Raw genomic sequence first — 21,375 nt, 5'->3', positions numbered from 1 at the left:
TATGAAACGACAATTTTTTGTATTTATCGTCCGATGGATATTGAATTCAATTGGATTATGGATTGCTGTCCGTATTTTCGGTACTGGGTACAGTGATGCGGATTTGACCGCTAACGCCTGGGTATTTTTGGGCGCTGGACTTATCTTCTCCGTTATTAACAGTATTCTTCGGCCGATTGTCATCATCTTATCGTTACCTGCAATTCTTTTGACACTCGGACTTTTTACTATTGTCGTCAATGGCCTTATGGTGTACGTTTCTATCAAACTTGCCCCTGGTCTGAATATGATGTTCTGGAACTCGGTTCTTACGGGAATAGTCCTTAGTCTGGTAAACTATATAGTAAGCAGCGCATTAGATTTACAGTACGCGCATCAGCAGGAGAAAAGATAATGAATATTGATAGCATTTTACAAGTTGTGACCATCGGATCGGCTATTTTAATGCTGCTTGCTATTTTATTACAGCAACGTGGCGCAAGCTTAGGTGCTGGATTTGGTAGTTCGGGCGAACTTTATACAACACGACGCGGTCTTGATAAGAACTTATTCGAAGCAACTATCGTTATGTCGGTTGTTTTTGTCCTTTCAATTTTGGTTGGACTTCTACTACCAGCCTTTAAGCTATAGGGGGCATACGCAGCGTGGCAGACGAACAACGTGAACGTGGGTGGCGACAATTTCAAAAGTTGAATTTTGATAGTAAAAAAATGTCGAAGCGCATGAAAAAAGCCGAGGGCGCGACGACACGTCATGCCCATAAGTTTATTATCAAAAGGCTCGACAATATTCGAAGTGTTCGCCGCCAAATTATTGGCTGGCTCGTTTTGGTTGGCTGTATGGTTGCGGCTGTAGGTTTACAGCTGATGTGGTTTCAGCAAAGCTATATGGTAAAAGCAGCGGATGTAGGTGGCACATACGCGGAAGCTTCTCTGGGCCCCATAGACACCCTCAACCCTTTATACGCTGCTTCGAATGCTGAAATTGCAGCAAGCCACCTGATGTTTTCCTCGCTTTATTCCTATGATGAAACAGGGCATTTACGAGGAGATCTAGCCGAAAGTATACAAATTGATCCAACAGGGACGACGTACACGGTTAAATTACGTCCAAATGTAATGTGGCATGATGGAACACAGCTAACGGCACAGGATGTTGCGTTTACCGTTAATCTTATTAAAAATCCTGAAACCCGTTCGCCCCTTCGGGTTAACTGGCAAGAAGTAAACGCACATGCGTTAAATGATACAACCGTCGTATTCCAGCTGCCCGCTACGTATGTGGCTTTTCCATACGCTTTAACTTTTTCTGTCTTGCCACAACACCTTTTAAAAGATGTTCCCGCCGGAGCCATACGTGAAAATACGTTTAGCCGAGCGCCTGTAGGCAGCGGGCCGTTTAGCTTCCGGCTATTACAGACATCAGGTTCGGAGCACAAAGTAGTGAATATGATTGCCTCGGAAAATTATTATGGAGGCGCGCCCAAACTGAATCGTTTTGAAGTTCATGCGTATGACAGCCAAGATGCGATTATGCGTGCGCTTAAGGCTGGTGAGGTAAGTGCCGCGGCGGACGTTTCGGCAATTAACGCTGCTCGTGTCGATAAACATAATTACCAAGTTATGCCGCACCCTGTGAATAGCGGCGTTTATGCGTTATTCAATGTCACTAACCCGGTCTTGAAAGACGCAGTGGTACGTCAGGCTTTACAGCAAGCGACGGATACCCGTGCCATTCGTAGCAGCTTGCCTGGGAATGTTCCGGCGCTAGATCTCCCGTTTGTCAATGGTCAGCTGACGGGGTCAGACGTTCCTCACGCAGCTCCTCCAAATCTACAGAATGCAGCCGCGTTACTCGATGGGGCAGGATGGAAATTGACAAATGGAACACGTCAAAAGGATGGCCAAAAGCTATCACTTAAAGTAACGACGACTAAAAACGATGAATATGAAAAAGTTCTTGAGGTTTTGTCGGGTCAATGGCGAAAATTGGGCGTTACCGTTGAGACAGAAGTGATAGATACCAGTGATTCATCAAAGAATTTTCAAAGTACGCTTCAAAATCGCAGCTACGACGTGCTGCTTTACGAACTTCTTATCGGCGCAGACCCGGATGTATATGCGTATTGGCACTCTTCACAAACAGGTACTTCAGGATATAATTTTTCAAACTACGACAACAAGACGGCAGATACGGCACTTGCAAGTGCGAGGTCGAGCCTGTCTTCTGAACTTCGAAACGCAAAATACAAAACGTTTGCAAGGGAATGGCTAAAGGATGTTCCTGCAATCGGCCTATATCAGCCCGTTGCGCAGTATATTTCAAGCAAACATGTCCAATCATTAAATGATTCGTCTAAACTGGTATCTGCAGCTGATCGTTATGCCAACATTCTTTACTGGAGCGTGAACGAGAAATCAGTTTACAAAACCCCTTAATTTCGCTATAATTGTCCAGGTTAACATCCCTTATGCGCGAATGGCGGAATTGGTAGACGCGTCAGCTTGAGGGGCTGGTGCCCTTCGGGGCGTGGAGGTTCAAGTCCTCTTTCGCGCACCAAATAAAAATGAGACTATACGTCTCATTTTTATTTGGACTAAGATTTTTGAGGATTCCTTTGACCTGGAGGTGCTATTTTTCTAGGCTGACGTACGGCATGTGCTCTTGCCGCGTCGCCAGTAGGTTGAGGTATGGGTGCGAGCGTATGGCCATCTCTGTCTTGGCCTAGTTTTTCAAGCGCTGTCTTTTTTTTGGAGTTTGCGCTCATGACAACTTGGCTGTTCAAAGTAGCATCGAGATTAGAAATAAATATCGAGACGGCTTCGGCTCCTATGCTGCTTGCAGTTAGTTCACGAGGACGCGTTACGTACTCGCCGTACACATTGTCTAGCGATTCACTCGTGTTTGTCTGCCGAGATAATTGTTCGTTCATAGATATTTTTAGTAAACTCTTTTATTCTTTGGATGTCAATTAATAATAAAAAGACTAACTTTTAGAAGGGTTGCCTACTTTCCTTGCATTGTTTGGTATAATATCCTAGACGGCGCGTTGACGGAACGGTTACGTGGAGCTCTGCAAAAGCTTTTAAATGGGTTCGACTCCCATACGTGCCTCCAATTTAAAAATTAAGCGCGGATGGTGGAATTGGTAGACACGAGAGACTTAAAATCTCTTGGCCATTACGGTCGTGCGGGTTCAAGTCCCGCTCTGCGCACCAAGTGTTTTATTTGGAATTATGTTTTGAAGTTTTGAGCGGTAAGCCCAAGATGGTTAGTTTGTTTATATTTCTGGTTTATCCGTAAAATACGATGATGAAAGTGTACGCATGACATTAACGAAGCAGTTAAGTTCATCTACGACGACTATATCTGCATGCAGATCTCTTGACGATGTTTTTGCTGGAATCATAGATCAGATTGCTCATGATGTGAAAGTGCCAGGACGTGCGCTAACAGTACTTTCATTGATGCAGATACCGAGAATTGCTAAAGCTGACGATAGCATATCGCTAGTGGGCTTAAAGGAAGAAGTCCATAGCATGGCCATAAAGTTGCGAGAAGACATGCGTGAGTTTGAGTCAGATGGCGGTGATTGGCCAACAGGCATTGATCGCGTGTCCGAGTTAGTGTTTGGTCCGTTGGATTCAGATACGGCTGAGGCTATATTCGGCCACCTGCATTACCTGAGGTCGTATCGGCAAGACTCTATGGCTTATGCATTGTTTCACCCCAAGACCGGGTTGCCGCTAGCGGCATGTACCGTTTCTCCGCTTCAGTGGGAAAACCTTGCGCAGATTATCTTACAGAGGGTAGGCGTGCCACAAGCCGCCGTTATGGATATTTCCAGGGTGTATGTATTTGATCAGGCCCCAAAAAATAGCATCTCCGCCCTCCTTTCCAGAGTGCGTCTTGATCTGCGCCAAAACCATCCCCAAGTAGAGTTGCTCACGACGGCCGTAGACCAGAACCTTGCTTTTCATGGATCAAGCTATAAAGCTTCAAACTGGCAGTTATTTTGCGAGGTGCAACCGCGGCCATACCTATATTTTGATTCGGATTATATGACCATCCGCCAGGTGCGTGAAATGTTTGGCGAAAAACACTGGAAAGAGATTGCCGAGTTGACCGATGGGCGTTTTGAAATAAGCGAAGCACCCTTGCTTGATTCGTTGATCTTCATTCAGCGTATCAGAAATGACCGGGTTGCTATTCCTGATCAGGTTTATAGGCTTGAAAGACAGGGCATATAGAGTTTGCTAAACGAGTACGGTGTCCCCCGGGTGTAAGCGAAATAACAAATACGGCCTATCGAATTTTTCTTATAAAAATGCTATAATGAAGGCACATATTACTTGAGACTATAAGGGGATTATAAGAATGGAATTTTTATGGCTGTGGATCGTTATAGGGGTTATTGTGGTGCTTGGGATATTCCTATGGGCAACATATAACGGACTTGTAACACTAAAAATACGTGTTGATGAGGCATGGAGTGACATTACCGTTCAGCTTAAGCGACGTCTTGATCTGATCCCGAATCTTGTTAACAGCGTGAAGGGCTATGCGGCGCACGAATCTGGCGTATTTGAAAAAGTCACCGAGGCGCGAGCGAACGCATTAAATGCTAAGGGCGTTAAAGAAACAGCTGAAGCTGAAAACATGTTCGAAGGAGCGCTAAAAAGCTTGTTTGCGGTTGCCGAAGCGTACCCGGACCTAAAAGCTAACCAGAACTTCTTGCAGCTACAACAAGAACTAGTCGACACCGAAGACAAAATCCAAGCATCACGCCGCTTTTATAACGGTGGGGTTCGTGATCTAAATACTAAGATACAGGTTTTCCCAAACAATGTTTTCGCTGGAATGCTTGGTTTTAAAGAACGTGAATTCTTTGAAGTCGAAGACATGGCAACGGTCGACAAACCTGTTGACGTCAAATTCTAATTTATTCTACCAGACGTTGATTCATAGGAGTTTTACTTAAATGTATAGTGCCATCGCCGCCAACAAACGTAACACGCTGTTCATCATGGCAGCGTTTGTTGGCATTATCGGTGCAATTGGCTGGCTCGTTAGCATGTACTATGGAGACGCTAATATTACCTATTGGGTAATAGGTGTTTCATTCGTATATGCTTTAATCCAGTATTATGCCGCAAGCAAACTAGCCATAGCGATGACTGGCGCGAAAGAGATTCAAAAAAAGGATAATCCAAGATTGTACCGAATTGTTGAAAACCTGGCAATTACCACGGGTATTCCTACGCCAAAGGTCTACATGATTGATGATCCGGCCCCTAACGCCTTTGCGACTGGCCGCGATCCGAAACACGCAATTGTCGCGGCAACCACTGGCATTATGGATATCATGAATGACCGCGAACTAGAAGCGGTCATGGCACACGAGCTTGGTCACGTACGCAACTACGATATCCGCGTAAGCATGATTGCTTTTGGCCTTGTGAGCGCTATCGCGCTTTTATCCGATATCGCGATGAGGATGTTCTTTTTCGGAGGTGACAGGCGAGAAAACAATACAAGTCCTATTGTTCTGATAGTCGGAGTGGTCCTTATTATTCTCGCCCCTATCATTGCGGCGATTATTCAGATGGCCGTAAGCAGGCAGCGTGAATATCTCGCTGACGCCAGCGGAGTTATGACAACCCGTGACTCAGAGGGCCTAGCAAGCGCTCTCGGGAAATTACAGCAGTACGGGCAACCAATGAAACAACAGCATGGCGCTACGGCACATCTCTTTTTCAATAATCCGCTCAAGAAAGGTTTTTTCAATAACTTATTTAGCACGCATCCGCCGCTTGAAATGCGTATTGCCCGCCTCCGTAATAACGCCAATAAATTTTAACGAGATTCTACATTATGCCTGCTGCTAAAAAAACTGAAACCGTGAAACGTAAAACTACCCCAAAAAATAAAAAAGAAAAAGTAGTTACGGAAACGAAGAAAATTCAACCTCGTAGTGCAGGCTCGACATTCAAGACAACGTTTGCAAAACTTAAGTTTCGTACGCAGGATTTTCTTGCGCGCAGACCGCACCGGAGTTTTAGGCGAACTAGGCGTCGCGACTATGTACGGCCATTGAAGATGCCAGGATATTTTTCGTTCACGTATTACGTGCTAAAGACCCTTGGCTCACAGAAAAAATTATTTATTGGTATCGTTATTATTTACGGTATCCTTAGCGCATTGTTCGTTGGCCTTGCATCCCAGCAGACGTATTTACAGCTAAGTTCATCACTCGAAACGGATAATAAGGAGCTGCTATCGGGTAGTTTAGACGGGCTGACAAAGGCTGGCTTACTTTTGGCGGCAAGCGTCACGGGAGGCCTTAATTCCGCGCAGGCTACCAACATGGGTATCCAGCAGATTGTCTTAACAATTCTTGCACTTCTTTTTACGTGGTTAACGACTGTCTGGCTTTTACGTGCGATTCTTGCTGGGCAAAAGCCAAGATTGCGCGATGGTGTGTATAGCTCTGGTTCGCCTATTATTCCTACGTTCTTAGTTAGTTTAGTGACTGTCCTTCAGCTATTGCCCGTGGCCGTCGTTGTTATCGCACTTGCTGCCGCGTTGAATACGGGTCTTTTGGAAGGGGGCGTTGAGTCAATGGTATTCTGGGCCTTTGCCTTACTGCTGATTGCACTTTCACTCTATTGGATGACAAGTACGTTTATGGCGCTAGTCGTGGTGACATTACCAGGAATGTATCCGGTAAAAGCGCTGCGGATCGCAGGTGATCTTGTAATCGGAAGACGCATTAGGATTTTACTACGACTTCTATGGGGCGTAATCTTTGTCGGCTCCGTATGGATGGTTGTAATGATACCGATCATCCTGTTGGACGGATGGATCAAAACAGTCGTGCCGGCTATTTCCTGGATGCCAATCGTGCCTCTTTCGTTACTCATTATGAGTTCACTATCGGTTGTCTGGATGGCTAGCTATGTGTATTTGCTGTATCGGAAGGTCGTTGATGATGACGCAGCCCCAGCTTAGCAAATCACAGGCGCGTGAACGTATAGAGAAGCTACGCCAGCTCATTAACGATTATCGTTATCACTACCATGTCTTGAATGATTCAACGATGAGTGAAGCGGCAGCTGATAGTCTAAAGCACGAACTAACCGAACTGGAAGAGCTTTATCCGGAACTAATCACGGCTGATAGCCCGTCACAGCGCGTTGCCGGCGTGGCCCTGGATAAATTCGTCAAGGTGACCCATAAAGTGCCAATGATTAGCCTGAACGATGTCTTTAACCGTAAAGAAGTCGAGGCGTGGGTTGTGCGAATGGATAAATTACTGCCTGGCAGCAAGCATGAATTTTTCTGTGATATCAAAATGGACGGATTGGCTTGTTCTTTGATTTATCAGGACGGAATACTGACGACTGCCGTCACTAGGGGAGACAGCCGTATAGGTGAGGACGTCACGATGAATGTCCGCACTATTAACAACGTCCCTCTCAGGCTGCGTGAAAGCAAAGAGTTCCCGTATCTTTTAAAGGGTCGTACGGAAATTCGCGGCGAGATTGTCATGTTCAAAAAAGATTTCGATAGATTGAACGTTGCCCGTAAAAAACAAGATCTTCCCGAGTTTAAAAATCCCCGTAATTTAGCCGCAGGTACAATTCGTCAACTTGATCCAAAACTTGTCGCGGAGCGTCCGCTGCAATTCGTCGGATATGATCTTTTGCGTGATAACGCGGGCGAAGTAAAAACAAATGAGCAGTCATATGAAATGATGAGTGAGCTTGGCGTAATGACAAGCCATCAATCGCGTACCTTCACGGATATTGATAAACTGATGCATTTTATTGATGAAGTGGATCAGAAACGGCATGACTTACCGTTTAATACCGATGGAGCAGTTATTAAAGTAAATGATCGTGCGCAATTTGCCGAGCTTGGAACCGTTGGTAAAAGTCCGCGCGGAGCCGTGGCATATAAATATGCTGCCGAACAAGCCACGACAATCGTGCGTGACATCGTGATTAGTATTGGACGTACGGGTGCTGCAACACCCGTGGCGGTCTTTAATCCTGTTCAGATTGCAGGTACGACCGTTCAGCACGCCAGCCTACATAACGCCGACGAAATTGCCAGAAAAGACATTCGTGTTGGCGATACGGTTGTTATTTTCAAGGCCGGGGATATTATTCCTCAGGTCGAATCGGTACTTTTAGAACTTAGGCCTAAGCATACGAAACCCTTTGATTATCCAGCCGAACTATATCGTCAGTATCCTGAACTAGAATTTATTCGGCCAGAAGGCGAAGCGGTATACCGGGTGAAAGGGGCAAGTGGCCCGCTACTGCTGAAACGGGCCTTGCAACACTTTGCTTCTAAAGGAGCACTTGATATTGATGGCATGGGTGAAAAAAACGTTGTTGCTCTTGTTGATGCGGGACTCGTACATGATCTAGCGGATATTTATACGATCACAAAAGAACAACTACTCGAGCTTGACCGTTTCGCTGAAATTTCCGCCCGGAAATTAGCGGATGCGATCACTGCTAAAAAGACGCCGCCGTTAGAGCGGTTCGTATATGGCCTGGGGATTCGTCATGTCGGGACGCAGACGGCAATTGATCTCGTAAATCGCTTCGGGTCGCTTGACAACATCCAACATGCGACGATCGATGATCTAAAAGACGTCGAAGGAGTAGGCGAAGTAGTAGCCGAGAGTGTTGCCGCGTGGTTCGCCGATGAGGATAATATCCAACTTCTTAAGAAATTTAAAAAACTAGGCGTTCAACCGCATTATGAACAAAAAACAGGTAAACTGGTCGGGCAGAATTTCGTAGTAACCGGAACGCTTGAATCGATGGGCCGTGACGTTGCAGCTGATAGAATCCGTGCTCTTGGGGGAACATTCCAGACAAGCGTTGCTAAGGATACGCATTATCTTGTCGCGGGAGCAAACGTAGGAGCAAGCAAACTCAAAAAAGCTGAGGGTTACGGCACGAAAGTAATAAACGAAGAAGAATTCTTGAAAGTGATAGGTGAAAAATGAAAATAGTTTTTGCAACGGAAAACCCTGGAAAAATAAATGAAGTTCGAAATTTCGCTTCAAATTTTGGCATGGAAATCCTTAGCCCGTCAGAAGCGGGCCTCACACCCGTAGACGTAGAAGAGACGGGTAATGACTATGAAACCAACGCGCGCTTAAAAGTCGAAGCATATCTTGATCAGCCAGCAGCAAAAAACCTCATTATTATTGGTGATGATACCGGAATTGAAATTGACGCACTTGGCGGTGAACCAGGTATCCACACACGGCGCTGGCTAGGGTATAAAATGTCTGATGATGAAGTATTTGGCTACGCTCTCGGACGCCTGTATGGCATTGCGAAAGAAAAAAGAACAGCACGGTTCAAAAGCGCGGTAGCGTATTCGATTAATGGTAGCGACATACGTATTGTAACTGGTGAATTGCCGGGCCGGATACTCGAAAAACCCTTGCCCGAGGCAACAAGACGAGAGGGAGTGCCCTTTCGAAGGTTGTTTATTGCTGATGGCCAACCCGAGATGCCTCTTTGGAAATTTGAAGAATTCTCACCCGATGAGCGCGTGTTACCTCACCGCGAAACAGCATTTAAAAAGTTATTTGAAATACTGAAAAAAGAAGTTTAATGCGTGATCAGTTTACTTCCAAGCCAGAATTGATACGAGGTAAATACAGACACTACAAAGGCGATCCATATGAGGTTATTGATCTTGCCTGTAATAGTGAAACCTTAGAATGGTTTGTTGTTTACAGACGCCTCTATAATGACACGGGTAAGCCTGAAGTGTGGGTGCGGCCATACAACATGTTTATTGAAGATGTGGAGGCTGATGGTAAAAAGATACCACGATTTAAGAAAGTCGAGGACTAGATGCCGGTATACTATACGGAATCAGTCGTGCCTACAGGCGAATTATTACTGACGGGTGATGGCGAGAATATCACGGGTGTTTACTGGAAAGCGTACAAAAAAGTTCCAGAACCAGGCGCTGATTGGGTTAGAGATTCTTCTAAATTTGAAAGTGTTACTCGTCAGATAAACGAATATTTTGCAGGAACTCGTAAAACTTTCGATGTAAAAACGAAAAGGAGCGGTACGGAATTTCAAAACCTTGTCTGGAAGGTGATTTCGGAAATTCCTTATAATCAGAGGCTAAGCTATAAGGAGGTTGCTGAAAAAGTGGGACGGCCAAAAGCAGTTCGGGCCGTCGGTACGGCGGTTGGTAGTAATCCGCTTTGTATCATTGTGCCGTGTCAGCGGGTTAGTACGACCAGTGGCGGCATTAGCGGCTATGCGGGCGGAGTTGAAAGTAAAAAATATCTTCTTGAACTTGAAGCTGGCAACTAGGCTAGGAGATCTTTCATAGAAGCCACTTCGTCTTCCATCTTGACTTTATCTTTAGTTGTCCCAACGATTTTATGTCGCTTTTCTATCGCGAAATAACGGACGGGTTTATCTTGTTCTTTTGCAATTTGAATTTCAGCCAACACGCCATTACTGACTGCACCAAATACCCAAATCTCATCACATCGTTTTACGAGGTTATTATTTCCTTCACGCACAAGATCGCGATCAACCGCATCTAGTAAAAAGAAGTCAAAAACCATAAAAGGGTTTAACGGAACACCACCATGTCTAGGACGAATACGGAAATAAACATCCGATAGTAGAACAGATGTTTTGACATCGCGGTATAAACTAGGGGTTTGTCGTTTTTTAGATTGAGCGCGGGATGTTCGAGCGAGCTTTTCATTCTTTTATGATAGCAGAATGAGCATGATCCTTCGAAAATACGCGGTGCATTTTATGCTTATGGTATAGTTGAGAAAGTGCGTGTACTTAAAACCGACAGACTCTACTGCTTCTCACCTCCAATTATGTTGGCGACGTTTATTATTGAAGTCGTCTTTGCGCTATACGTCATAGGGCGTTATAAGCTGACACCTATTTCGCGTTTAGCGGTTCTGATTCTTTTAGGACTGGCACTTTTTCAACTTGCAGAATATAACGTCTGTGAAACCGCCTGGGGAGTCGACAGCCTAACCTGGGCGCGTATTGGCTACGTAGCGATTACGTTTCTACCACCGCTAGGACTTCATTTAGCGACGCGTTTGGCTGGTCAAAAACAGCCGCTTCTTGTCGGTCTGGCGTACGCTACAGGGATCGCATTCGCATGCTTCTTCTTATTCTCTGGCCATGGTATGACAGGTCAGGAATGTCTTGGTAACTATGTTATCTTTTCGATAGCTCCGTGGGCAGTCAAATTGTATGCTGCATACTATTACGGCTTCTTAGCGCTTAGCGTAGTGTACTCATGGAAAGCAAGTATGACAGTGAAGTCTAAGTCTAAAAAACAAGCACTCCGTGCGCTTGCTATCGGGTATCTTGCATTCATTGTTCCTACGACGGCTGCAACTATTATTGATCCGTCTACGATCGCCGGTATTCCTTCGATTATGTGTGGGTTTGCAGTGATTCTAGCGATCGTACTTACGCTAGTTGTCGTACCGCGTGCACACCAAAAGTAGTACTATAAAGATATGGAACAAAACCCAAGTCTTGTCGGTAGTAGCGTAATCGTTGAAAAAGCTGGCCGCGCTATTTTGGCTAATCTTAATTTTACCGTTCATGCAGGTAGGCTCACGGGACTTATTGGGCCTAGCGGATCTGGCAAGACGACACTCATGCGATCGATCGTCGGGGTGCAAAAACTCTCAAGTGGAAACCTTACGGTTTTTGGACAGCCAGCAGGAAGTAAAACACTCCGTCCTCGCATTGGCTATGTTACGCAAAGTCCAGCCGTATATACTGATCTGACGGTTGGACAAAACCTGCGTTATTTTGCCACGCTTGCAAAAGCGAAAAAATCACAAATTGACGAAGTTATGAATGCCGTACATCTTGAAAGTAAAAAAGGGCAGCTTGTCGAAACATTATCAGGAGGTGAGCGTGCCCGCGTTTCACTTGCGATTGCTCTTTTGGGCAACCCAGACGTACTGGTTATGGATGAGCCAACCGTTGGGCTCGATCCTATTTTGCGAAGGGAATTATGGCAGCTTTTCGCGGAACTAGCGAAACAAGGTAAAACCCTGCTTGTTTCAAGCCATGTTATGGATGAGGCCGAACGCTGCGACCAGCTGCTTCTTATGCGCGAGGGCAAGCTTTTGTGGTCGGACAGTAAAGAGCAGCTTCTGAAAACGACTGGAACAAATTCGGTCGAGGCGGCGTTTATCAAGGCGATAGCTGGGAGTGGAAAGTAATGTATCACGTAAAAACGACATTCGCGACTGCCGCTCGGATTCTTCAACAGCTATCACATGATCCGCGTACGATCGCTTTGATCTTTCTGGTTCCTTGTTTGCTTCTTGCCCTTCTTCGCTGGATGTTTACGGATACGATTGACACGTTTAATCATTTTGCGCCTGCACTGCTGGGTGTCTTCCCGTTCATTATTATGTTTATCATCACTTCGATTACGACACTTCGTGAACGCGTGACAGGTACCATGGAACGCCTTATGACGACGCCGCTTGGTAAATTCGACTTCATTATCGGGTACATGATAGCATTTGGAGTCCTAGCTATTATCCAAGCACTTCTTGCCAGTACGTTGCTCCTGTACGTATTCAACTTAGAAATTATGGGTCCGGACTGGTTCTTGATCGTGGTCGCGCTTGCCGACGCACTGCTAGGCACGGCACTTGGTTTATTCGTAAGCGCATTTGCCAAAAGTGAATTTCAAGCAGTCCAGTTCATGCCGGCGTTCGTATTGCCACAATTACTAATCGGTGGCCTATTCGTTCCGCTGGCAAATATGCCTGATTTGCTTGAAACAATCGCGTATTTCTTGCCGTTAACGTATGTGATTGACGCGCTGACAGCAGTTGTTAAAAACGCGGATATTACCGGCGATATGTGGCGTGATTTGTGGATCGTGATTGGATTTATGGCCGGTGCAATTTTAGCTGGCGGCCTAACGCTTAAACGAAAAACCAAGTAAGATAAGAGCATGCAGAAAGCAACCCGACACCTGAAACGAACTTTTATCGGTATTGCCGGTGGAATCGTGGTAGTGATCGGTATCGTCGCAATTCCGTATCCAGGCCCTGGCTGGCTGATTGTGTTTGCAGGGCTCGCTATCCTTGCGACCGAATTTGAATGGGCACAGCGAATTTTAGATAGGGCAAAAGGCGAATACGATAAGTGGCAAGCCTGGCTTAAAAGACAACCGATGTTTCTACGTCTGGCCGTGCTGCTATTTACGGGGCTAATCGTTATTACTACGACGTGGCTGTTGAATGTATTTGGAATTCTCGCGACAGTGTTTCATATTGACGCGCCGTGGGTGTTTTCACCTCTTCCGTTCTTTTAAGATCGGAGTACAATATAGGTGAATGGCAAAGAAGGAGAAACGAAAGCTGACAACACGGCAGTATGCTACTGCTATTGCTGGTGTTGCGAAAACAACCTATAAGGCTGCTCCACTTGCGGTCATTGTTCAGCTAATCGGGTCGATTATTACGGCTGTTCTTCCGATCGTGACAACATATTTTGCGGCGCTTACAACGACTGCACTTGCCGAAGCGTATGCAGGTAATCCTCATGCTGGTGAACAAGCAATGATTTATGTGATTGTTACAGCCTCCCTTGGAATTATAATGACTGCTTGGGGAAGTATTGAAAGGTATGTGACGCAGTTAATGCGCTACCGTGTTGAAGCTGGTATGAGTGACCGAATGTATGAAAAGTTTCTCACACTCGATTTCTGGCGCTATGACGATAAAGAAACAGCTGATTTATATGACCGTGCGTCACAGTTCGCTCGCTTCTTTCCGTATGTCTTCGATAGCTTAGCGAGGATTTTAACGCAGTTTATTGCAATGATTGCAGGGCTCGGAGCTCTTATTTTGGTGAGTTGGTGGCTTGGGTTGATTGTGGTAGTTGCGGTTATTCCGGGTATTTGGATACAATTTAGGTTATCGCGCCGGTCTACCAAACACTGGAACGAGAATGTGAATGTTCGCAGGTCTCAAAATATGATTGAATGGAGTCTACTTCAGCCAAAGCACATAGCTGAACTACGACTATACGGAGTCGTTCGCTATTTGCTGGATCTTCGCATGCAACTACGAGATAAAGATGAAAAAGCACGAATTGATTTTGAGCGAGCATCTATTTTTAAAAAACTAGGGGCGGATGCACTTGAAGCGATAGCAGAAGTTATCGCACTTTTATGGATCGTAACTCAAATTATTGCACGCGAACAACCGATCGGACAATTTATTTATGTCCAGCAAGTTGTATCAAGAGCTCTCGGGGGAGCAAGCGGCTTTGTATCCGCGATCAGCGGAGTTGACGAAGATATCGCTAATCTATTTGACTATCAGGAATTTATGGCACTTCCTAGCCGCACAATTAAAGGTAAAAAGCTAACAGGAGCTTCTCTTCCGATCGAGCTTCGTAATATACGATTTAAATATCCCCATGCAGAGAAAGAAGTGCTTCACGGCATTTCGATTACGATTCAACCTCATCAGCATATAGCAATCGTGGGCGAAAATGGCGCAGGTAAGTCGACTCTTATCAAAATCCTTACCGGGCTGTATGATCCTACGGGTGGATCGGTTATGATCGGAGGTACGAACTTGAAAGACATTGATATTACTTCGTGGCACAATCTGCTCGGCGTTTTGCAACAAGAATATCTTTCATACGGCTTTGCTTCAGCACGCGACAACATTTATCTCGGGGACACCAGTAAACCATATAGCCAGGAACGTCTAGAACACGCGCTTGATCGAGCAGAGGCACGAACTTTCCTTAATAAACTACCTAAGAAATTAGATTCATTTGTGAATCCGTGGATGGAAGACGATGAAGGGAATAATGGCACGGATCTATCCGGAGGCCAATGGCAAAGGTTGGCATTGGCACGTAACTTCTATCGCGACAGCCCCATTATTATTTTAGATGAACCTACTTCGGCTATTGATGCCTTAGCTGAATCACGCATATTCAAGCATTTATTTGCCGACAAAAAACGCACAGTAGTAACGATTAGCCACCGATTAACAACAGTCGAAAGGGCAGATGTTATCTATATGCTTCAGGACGGTAAGCTAATAGAATCTGGCACGCATAAAGAACTTGTCGCAAAACGTGGCGCGTACTACACGATGTTCGAAAGCCAACTCCACACATAACAAATACCCCGCGGTGAAGCGGGGTATTTGAGTGGTTGGTGTGATTACCAGCTACGTTGACGGAATGAACCGCCGCCGTTGCCGCCACGGTCACCACCGCGGTCGTTGCCACCACCGAAGTCACGCTTTGGGCGTTCTTCGCGGGGACGAGCTAGACCAACGCTAATAGCGCGGCCGTCAAGCTCTTTACCATCAAGTTGATCAACAGCTTTTTGGTTGTCTTCATCGTTTTCGAATTCAACAAATCCAAAGCCTTTGCTACGTCCGCTATCGCGATCAGTGATCACGCGAGCGCTTGCAACAGGACCAATTGTGGCAAAGTGAGCTTTCAAAGTATCATCGGTAGTAGCGTAAGCTAGGCTTCCGATGAATAGATTTTGCTGTGCCATGTAATAGATACTCTTTTCATTTACTTGTAACGTCAGATCGACCATGCGGCGAACTTTTTATGAAAGAGTATCCCGTAAGAGGGAAACACTTGCGTCGCGTATGCTTCTGAACAATGCTATTTAAGCATAATTTTTAAAACAATACTAGCATAAGCTTGAAAAACCGAATCAAGAGGAGCATAATATTAGCCAAGCTGGTACGCCTAAGGGGCGACCTTTGCAGGCGAAAAACAAACATTTTCAAAACAAAAAGCGCCCCGGGTGGGCGCGTAGCAGCTAGAAAATCCACCTCTGGAAACAAAGGTGGATTTTTGCTACCATAGGTAATGTTCCATTAAGGGGCATTAGCTCATTTGGTTAGAGCGCTTCGCTGGCAGTGAAGAGGTGATCGGTTCGAATCCGATATGCTCCACCAGTTGAATTTTAAACCACAAAAACGACCTCTATAACAGGGGTCGTTTTTGGTTGGATCGGTACATCTCGTTGTATTTGAAGAAGGACTGAGTGCTCATCCCTACCTCTGTAATAGTGGTTTTAGGCCGGGTAGGTATCTAGCATCGGCACATGTTTTACCCTAAATTGTTCACCCCTGTTGCATGTACCGATGCAGTTGTATATTGCACAATCTTCTTCCTGAGAGCATACTGAAAATAAGTAATCAGGAGAGAAAAAGTGAAGAATGTAAAGGCATGGTTCAACGGACTATCTAATGTTGGAAAGGTAGCCACTGTGTCTACGGCCTTCCTCCTCTCTATGGGAACAATCAATGCGATGGCGAATCAAGGCCAGTCTCCAGCGCCGGCTGCGACCCCAGCACCCGTTGCAGCTCCGGTAACAACTTACAAAGAAGTCCAAGAGACTGAGTCAGTCGTTTTCGAGAAGACGACCCAAAACGATGCTGCGCGAGATGTCGACACATCTGCAGTCACGACCGCCGGACAGAATGGTGTGAAGACCAAGACTTACAAGCTCACTCTAGTAGACGGCAAAGAGACCGCTAGGATTCTCTTGAAAGAGGAAGTCACCACACTGGCTGTCAGTGAAGTAATGTCTATTGGCACAAAACAACCGTATGTCGCACCAGCTCCACGCGCTCCATCTTCGAGCTGCGATCCGAACTACACTGGATGCGTTCCGATTGCTAGTGATGTTGATTGTGCGGGTGGTAGTGGCAACGGACCGGCGTACGTTTCAGGCCCAGTCCAGGTGATTGGCTCAGATATCTACGGGCTTGACCGCGATGGTAATGGTATTGGCTGCGAATGAAACAGGAATTAGCTTTCATCACTTCGGATGACTTCGAGGACTTTACATCTCAACTGATTGCACTGGAGTTACCTGGCTTCATGGCGGTCGAAGGTTCTGGAGGTGACGGAGGTTTAGATGGCCTTGACGGAACGACTGCATATCAAATGTATTTCCCGGAACCCAAGCATCGTGACGCAAAGCATTATATCTCTAAGATTGATCAGACGTTGTCGCGAGTACAAAACACGATTAAAGAACAGGAGCTAGAGATTACTCGCTGGATTCTAGTGATTCCTCAAGATGCTCATTTTACCGTGGTTGCACATCTTCAAAGGAAATCTAAGGAGACTGGTATCGAATGCTTGTATTGGGGAGCTACTCACCTCACGGCGCTGTTAGCCAGGCATCCGCAGATACGAGACAATTTCCCGGAAATACTTCTGCCAGATGTAAAATCTGATCTGGGTGAAGTTAAGACGAGTCTTACGAGGATGAGTGTCCCCCGTACGGAACACAACGTTGAGATTGTTACCGACGAGGACTATCAGAAGCAGAGAGAGGCATTACGTGATGAACTCCGCATGCGATTTCGGTCGGCGCAGTCTCTTCCCGGCTCGGCAGCGATGGCGGCTAGTAATGCCTATCGTAGCCAGATGGAGAAGCGATTTCTAGCACTTGATACGAAGAAGGCCGCTAGTGATCGTGCATATGATCTGGATTTTGACGACATCAAGGATCATCTTGAGCAGGAGCTTAAGAAAAAGGAATCTGATCTCGCTCAGCGTGGAATGAGCAGCGCTGGATTCGGGCTACAAGAACTGGATGATATAAGACAGCGTTGGCATCGAGAGGTCGAACGGCTTCGAATGAAATACGGCAAAGAAGGGGTGTATCAGCTTTAAGTTTCCAAAGTCCTGCTGGTTCGCTAAATGACACTCCGTCATTGACTTCCGGGGGTAACCTAGATGATTAATGCCCCGACTATCTACCCAGCGTTACCTACAAATTCATCGTCAGCTCAAGCACACCTGGCATACTAATTCTGGCCAGTCCAGCGAGCTAACGTCGCGAGATCAATTAACGCTCCATCGTTACTTCCAAACGACGAACGACGAGACGGACAACTCTTTAACGACTCCTAAGGAAAGAGTTGTTATGCGTTGAGTTAATATGTGACAGGAGATTCGCTTGAATACTTGAATAATGCGACATCCGTTCATAATGTCCCGTGAAGACTAGTTTGTTATTGTATAATTACATTAATTAATGACGGATTCACAACAATGGCTCTCGCGAAAGTACATAGCCTACCGAACATTAACGAGCATGTGGTTCGTTGGTGCAGTATGGCTCTATTTTTATCGCATCTTCATTACCGACCAGCAAGTCGGTATCCTGGATGGAATGGCGTTTGCAATCGGTTTGCTCGCAGAAGTTCCATCAGGTGCACTAGCTGATAAGTTCGGTCGTGATAAGGTTGTGCGACTCGGGCAAATACTCGCTGGCAGTGGAATGCTAATACAAGCAGCGGGTAGCGACTTCCTGCCACTCTTTGTGGGTCAGGCAGTAATGATGGTCGGTGTTTCGCTCGTATCTGGTGCGGATGAAGCACTATTCTTTGAAAAGCTGAAGTTTAAACGAACGTCGGCCGACTGGCGAAAACTGGTGATGCGTGGCTCCCAGGTGGCATTGATCGGCTCAGTGGTTACTCTTGTTATGGGTGGGTGGATGCATACTATTAATCCACGCATACCATGGGTGTTGAACGGACTTGTCTTTATTGCTGCGGCGCTACTGATCTGGTCAGTCAAAGATGAGCGAGTCAGAAAAGCCCGTCAGAAATTTTTACCAGAACTCAAAGACTATCTGCACGATATCAAGACAGGTTTCGCACAGTTTAGGCTGCCCAAGTTGTGGCTGTATGTGCCATTTATCATCACAGTGCAAGGGCTTTTCTACGCGACTGGTTACGGGCTACTCCGCCTTATTCTTCTCGACCGTTTTCATTTCGATCCGTTTTGGGGTTCGGTCGCTGTTGCGAGTAGCAGCCTGATTACGGTCGGTCTGTTGGCGTATATGCATAAAAACGCGGACAGCCTGAGCGAGAAGAGAGTCTTGGCTTCAATCGGGCTGATTGCTGCCTCGAGCTTGTTACTATCTGTGGCTAACATTGGGTTGTGGGGTTATGTCGTGATCCTTGCGCTGTATGCCGGCGAACATGTGCTACAGCCATTCATAAGCGAAGTATTGAATAACCGTGCTCCTGAAAACCAACGTGCGACCGTATTGTCTGTTGCTTCCTTTTTTAAAACCCTACCCTATGTATTTCTCGCGCCAATCATTGGATACCTGAGCACGAACGGTAAGATGGAATACTTCTTGGTTGCCTGGGCGTTATTGATCATTTTGGCCGTTGCTCTCTATATGTCGGCCAAGAAACGGGACACTCATGTTGTATTGGTGGAAGAATAACTTAGTGAAGGACAACTGGCTCAGCTTGAGCTGAAGAAGTAGAGGTTTTTGGCGTACGTATAACTGTGATGGCGAGCACGAGCGCGATAAGTGTAAAACTACTTGCGACTGCAAACGCCGTTTTATCACCCTGAACTAATGCTGCTATTGGACCCAAATGTGCCGCAGCTTGCGTAGCTGATGCTGAAACTCCAGCAAGAATCGCAAGTCCAAGCGCTCCACCCATCTGCTGCGATGTGTTTAGGAGTCCTGATGCGAGCCCAGCCTCATTCGCGGGTACACCTGATGTTCCGGCAATCGATACGGCGACGAAACTCATTCCCATGCCCGCAGCCATTAAGATGATTGCAGGTAAAATACCAGTGGTGTACACACTCTCAAGCGTTAATTGGCTTAACCATACTAATCCTGTAAATAGAAGTGTCGTACCGGCGATTAAGAACGGTTTAAAGCCATACTTCGGAACAAATCGAGGAACAATATTAGATATCACGCCTAGGATTATAGGGAAGGGGAGGAAGGCGAGGCCCGTTTGAACAGGATTGTACTGCATGACAGACTGAATGTAGTAGGACAGTAGGAAGAACATTCCCATCATGCCAGCCATTACAGGCATACTCAGAGCATTTGCACCTGCTACGTTACGGATTTTAAAGATCGATAGTGGTACAAGAGGGTGCGAAACTTTAGATTCGTTCCAGATGAATCCGGCGATTAGCGCGACCGCAAGTGATAATAGTCCGATGGTTCCTAGGCTTGCCCAACCCCAATGTGGTGCTTCGGTCAGTCCGTAGACGAGCGACATTAGCCCACCAGTGACGAGAGCTGCTCCACGAAGGTCTAGATGACGGTGAGATACAGTGCTTGCGTGCTTCGGAACGAACCTTAGGATTCCTAGAACGGTTAATATTCCGACAGGTACATTAATAAAGAAGTTCCAGCGCCAGTTAAGATATTCGGTAAGTAATCCACCAATTACGAGTCCCGCAGCAGCTCCACCAGCAGCAACAGCTGTCCATACGCCTAGCGCCGTGTTGCGCGCTTTCCCTTCGCGGAATGTCGTCAGGACGATCGACAGCGCACTAGGAGACATAAGAGCAGCGGTCATTCCCTGTAAGGCCCTAAGAGCAATAAGTTCAACGGGTGATTGGGCTATTCCTATAAAGAACGACACAATGGTAAACCCAATGATGCCCGTTACAAGAACACGTCGCCTTCCAAAGAGGTCGGCTGCACGTCCGCCAAGTAAGAGGAATCCTCCAAAGGTAAGGGCGTACGCAGTAATGACCCATTGAAGGGTGGCGGTATCGAAACCGAGTGTTTTTTGGATAGCGGGTAGGGCGACGTTTGCAATAGCAGAGTCGAGGACTACCATGAATTGCGCAAGGGCAAGTAAGGCGAGTACTATCCAGCGTGAAGGATGTTTCATGTATATCCTTTCTTGAATATAAATTAGTTTGTTACTTCAACTATTTTAATTCAAGATAGTTGAACTAGTCAAGTACTTTGCAAAATAGAAAATATAAGGTAAAATATAGTTATGAAAGAAAATAAGGAATCGGAAAATCTATACTGGATGCTTCTGCAAGTAGCATTTAGGGCGAAACATGGGCTTATGAAGCTCGCCGAAACTCATGATTTAACGGTGATGCAACTGTATACGCTGTGTTCTATGACGCCCCGTGAACCGATTCCGATGAATACTATTTCTTGTATGCTTTTTTGCGACGCATCAAATGTAACTGGTATTGTCGACCGCCTTCTTTCTCAGGGGTATATAGCCCGAGAAGAAAAACCCGAAGACCGCCGCGTTAAAATGATCAGCTTAACGTTAAAGGGTGAAAAGCTCCGTAAGGAACTTTTAGAAGCGCTCGTACAGTACGAACTACCCGAGTTCAAACAGCTAACGATAACTCAAAATGTCGAGCTAAAATCGCTACTATCATTGATCCTGCAACCTTCTCCAGTAAACGCATAATTTCTTTATGGATAACCTTTGTAGAGGGCTTTTGGCCGACAGAGAGTTATATCCGCTATAAA

Annotated in this window: 25 protein-coding genes and 4 tRNA genes; 25 read left to right on the top strand and 4 right to left on the bottom strand. The window is 46.0% G+C overall.

From position 1 onward, the window contains the following. The first annotated feature begins 1 nt into the window (after nucleotide 1). From VK497_04165 to VK497_04150, 4 genes are all read left to right on the top strand, one after another. The gene (locus VK497_04165) at nucleotides 2-394 is read left to right on the top strand and encodes a phage holin family protein (protein HMI09556.1); all 393 of its coding nucleotides are present in this window, start codon (nucleotides 2-4) and stop codon (nucleotides 392-394) included. Then, nucleotides 394-630, top strand: a complete 237-nt coding sequence (gene secG, locus VK497_04160; protein ID HMI09555.1) for a preprotein translocase subunit SecG — start codon at nucleotides 394-396, stop codon at nucleotides 628-630. Before VK497_04165 ends, secG begins: the two co-directional genes overlap by 1 nt. A gap of 14 nt (nucleotides 631-644) precedes the next feature. After that, nucleotides 645-2,438 (top strand): peptide ABC transporter substrate-binding protein, encoded by a 1,794-nt coding sequence (locus tag VK497_04155; GenBank protein HMI09554.1) that lies wholly within the window; start codon nucleotides 645-647, stop codon nucleotides 2,436-2,438. A 34-nt stretch (nucleotides 2,439-2,472) separates the two neighbouring features. Beyond that, nucleotides 2,473-2,559, top strand: a tRNA-Leu gene (locus VK497_04150). Between the two features lie 37 nt (nucleotides 2,560-2,596). Here VK497_04150 and VK497_04145 read toward each other — a convergent pair. Continuing rightward, nucleotides 2,597-2,932 carry a hypothetical protein gene (locus VK497_04145; GenBank protein HMI09553.1) on the bottom strand — a complete coding sequence of 112 codons (336 nt, stop codon included), beginning with the start codon at nucleotides 2,930-2,932 and terminating at the stop codon, nucleotides 2,597-2,599. 111 nt (nucleotides 2,933-3,043) lie between these two features. Here VK497_04145 and VK497_04140 point away from each other — a divergent pair. From VK497_04140 to VK497_04095, 10 genes are all read left to right on the top strand, one after another. Then, nucleotides 3,044-3,117 (top strand) — tRNA-Cys (locus VK497_04140). Nucleotides 3,118-3,130: 13 nt separating this feature from the next. Further along, nucleotides 3,131-3,218, top strand: a tRNA-Leu gene (locus VK497_04135). A 108-nt stretch (nucleotides 3,219-3,326) separates the two neighbouring features. Continuing rightward, on the top strand, nucleotides 3,327-4,250 hold the full coding sequence (locus VK497_04130) for a hypothetical protein (protein HMI09552.1): 924 nt from the start codon (nucleotides 3,327-3,329) through the stop codon (nucleotides 4,248-4,250). Between the two features lie 127 nt (nucleotides 4,251-4,377). Further along, complete coding sequence (locus VK497_04125) at nucleotides 4,378-4,941, top strand: LemA family protein (protein ID HMI09551.1); 564 nt, start codon at nucleotides 4,378-4,380, stop codon at nucleotides 4,939-4,941. A 40-nt stretch (nucleotides 4,942-4,981) separates the two neighbouring features. Then, nucleotides 4,982-5,860 carry a M48 family metalloprotease gene (locus VK497_04120; GenBank protein ID HMI09550.1) on the top strand — a complete coding sequence of 293 codons (879 nt, stop codon included), beginning with the start codon at nucleotides 4,982-4,984 and terminating at the stop codon, nucleotides 5,858-5,860. A gap of 41 nt (nucleotides 5,861-5,901) precedes the next feature. Next, nucleotides 5,902-7,011: a hypothetical protein gene (locus VK497_04115; GenBank protein ID HMI09549.1), complete on the top strand. Its 1,110-nt coding sequence runs from the start codon at nucleotides 5,902-5,904 to the stop codon at nucleotides 7,009-7,011. After that, nucleotides 6,989-9,028, top strand: coding sequence for an NAD-dependent DNA ligase LigA (ligA, locus tag VK497_04110; protein ID HMI09548.1), 2,040 nt, complete (start codon nucleotides 6,989-6,991; stop codon nucleotides 9,026-9,028). The genes VK497_04115 and ligA overlap by 23 nt, the downstream gene beginning before the upstream one ends. Beyond that, nucleotides 9,025-9,648: a non-canonical purine NTP pyrophosphatase gene (locus VK497_04105; protein ID HMI09547.1), complete on the top strand. Its 624-nt coding sequence runs from the start codon at nucleotides 9,025-9,027 to the stop codon at nucleotides 9,646-9,648. Before ligA ends, VK497_04105 begins: the two co-directional genes overlap by 4 nt. After that, entirely contained in the window at nucleotides 9,648-9,893 is a 246-nt protein-coding gene (locus VK497_04100; GenBank protein ID HMI09546.1) for a DUF1653 domain-containing protein, read from the top strand. Before VK497_04105 ends, VK497_04100 begins: the two co-directional genes overlap by 1 nt. Continuing rightward, the gene (locus tag VK497_04095; protein HMI09545.1) at nucleotides 9,894-10,370 is read left to right on the top strand and encodes a methylated-DNA--[protein]-cysteine S-methyltransferase; all 477 of its coding nucleotides are present in this window, start codon (nucleotides 9,894-9,896) and stop codon (nucleotides 10,368-10,370) included. It begins immediately after the preceding gene. Here the strand turns inward: VK497_04095 and VK497_04090 are convergent. Continuing rightward, nucleotides 10,367-10,630 (bottom strand): hypothetical protein, encoded by a 264-nt coding sequence (locus VK497_04090; GenBank protein ID HMI09544.1) that lies wholly within the window; start codon nucleotides 10,628-10,630, stop codon nucleotides 10,367-10,369. The genes VK497_04095 and VK497_04090 overlap by 4 nt on opposite strands. A 222-nt stretch (nucleotides 10,631-10,852) precedes the next feature. Here VK497_04090 and VK497_04085 point away from each other — a divergent pair, with 222 nt between their 5' ends. The 5 genes from VK497_04085 to VK497_04065 are packed head-to-tail and all read left to right on the top strand — an operon-like array spanning nucleotide 10,853 to nucleotide 15,226. After that, nucleotides 10,853-11,551, top strand: coding sequence for a histidine kinase N-terminal 7TM domain-containing protein (locus tag VK497_04085; protein ID HMI09543.1), 699 nt, complete (start codon nucleotides 10,853-10,855; stop codon nucleotides 11,549-11,551). Nucleotides 11,552-11,563: 12 nt separating this feature from the next. Continuing rightward, the gene (locus VK497_04080; protein ID HMI09542.1) at nucleotides 11,564-12,283 is read left to right on the top strand and encodes an ABC transporter ATP-binding protein; all 720 of its coding nucleotides are present in this window, start codon (nucleotides 11,564-11,566) and stop codon (nucleotides 12,281-12,283) included. Next, the gene (locus VK497_04075; GenBank protein HMI09541.1) at nucleotides 12,283-13,023 is read left to right on the top strand and encodes an ABC transporter permease; all 741 of its coding nucleotides are present in this window, start codon (nucleotides 12,283-12,285) and stop codon (nucleotides 13,021-13,023) included. The genes VK497_04080 and VK497_04075 overlap by 1 nt, the downstream gene beginning before the upstream one ends. 9 nt (nucleotides 13,024-13,032) lie before the next feature. Beyond that, entirely contained in the window at nucleotides 13,033-13,395 is a 363-nt protein-coding gene (locus tag VK497_04070; GenBank protein HMI09540.1) for a TIGR02611 family protein, read from the top strand. A gap of 22 nt (nucleotides 13,396-13,417) precedes the next feature. Continuing rightward, on the top strand, nucleotides 13,418-15,226 hold the full coding sequence (locus tag VK497_04065) for an ABC transporter ATP-binding protein (GenBank protein HMI09539.1): 1,809 nt from the start codon (nucleotides 13,418-13,420) through the stop codon (nucleotides 15,224-15,226). 44 nt (nucleotides 15,227-15,270) lie between these two features. Here VK497_04065 and VK497_04060 read toward each other — a convergent pair whose 3' ends face one another. Continuing rightward, on the bottom strand, nucleotides 15,271-15,615 hold the full coding sequence (locus VK497_04060; GenBank protein ID HMI09538.1) for an RNA-binding protein: 345 nt from the start codon (nucleotides 15,613-15,615) through the stop codon (nucleotides 15,271-15,273). A gap of 338 nt (nucleotides 15,616-15,953) precedes the next feature. On the opposite strand from VK497_04060, the gene VK497_04055 reads away from it, so the two are divergent. From VK497_04055 to VK497_04035, 5 genes are all read left to right on the top strand, one after another. Continuing rightward, nucleotides 15,954-16,030 (top strand) — tRNA-Ala (locus tag VK497_04055). A gap of 257 nt (nucleotides 16,031-16,287) precedes the next feature. Next, entirely contained in the window at nucleotides 16,288-16,881 is a 594-nt protein-coding gene (locus VK497_04050; GenBank protein ID HMI09537.1) for a G5 domain-containing protein, read from the top strand. Then, a complete protein-coding gene (locus VK497_04045) occupies nucleotides 16,878-17,765 on the top strand; it encodes a hypothetical protein (protein ID HMI09536.1) in 888 nt (295 codons plus the stop codon). Before VK497_04050 ends, VK497_04045 begins: the two co-directional genes overlap by 4 nt. A 70-nt stretch (nucleotides 17,766-17,835) precedes the next feature. Beyond that, nucleotides 17,836-18,027 carry a hypothetical protein gene (locus VK497_04040; GenBank protein HMI09535.1) on the top strand — a complete coding sequence of 64 codons (192 nt, stop codon included), beginning with the start codon at nucleotides 17,836-17,838 and terminating at the stop codon, nucleotides 18,025-18,027. Nucleotides 18,028-18,129: 102 nt separating this feature from the next. Beyond that, complete coding sequence (locus tag VK497_04035) at nucleotides 18,130-19,335, top strand: MFS transporter (protein ID HMI09534.1); 1,206 nt, start codon at nucleotides 18,130-18,132, stop codon at nucleotides 19,333-19,335. 1 nt (nucleotide 19,336) lies between these two features. Here VK497_04035 and VK497_04030 read toward each other — a convergent pair whose 3' ends face one another. After that, on the bottom strand, nucleotides 19,337-20,764 hold the full coding sequence (locus VK497_04030; protein HMI09533.1) for an MFS transporter: 1,428 nt from the start codon (nucleotides 20,762-20,764) through the stop codon (nucleotides 19,337-19,339). A gap of 111 nt (nucleotides 20,765-20,875) precedes the next feature. Here VK497_04030 and VK497_04025 point away from each other — a divergent pair, with 111 nt between their 5' ends. Continuing rightward, the gene (locus VK497_04025; GenBank protein ID HMI09532.1) at nucleotides 20,876-21,313 is read left to right on the top strand and encodes a MarR family transcriptional regulator; all 438 of its coding nucleotides are present in this window, start codon (nucleotides 20,876-20,878) and stop codon (nucleotides 21,311-21,313) included. Nucleotides 21,314-21,375 lie beyond the last annotated feature (62 nt).

Source organism: Candidatus Saccharimonadales bacterium, from assembly GCA_035317825.1.
Classification (GTDB): domain Bacteria; phylum Patescibacteriota; class Saccharimonadia; order Saccharimonadales; family Saccharimonadaceae; genus DATHGB01.
This window is presented reverse-complemented; position numbering and strand designations above follow the sequence as displayed.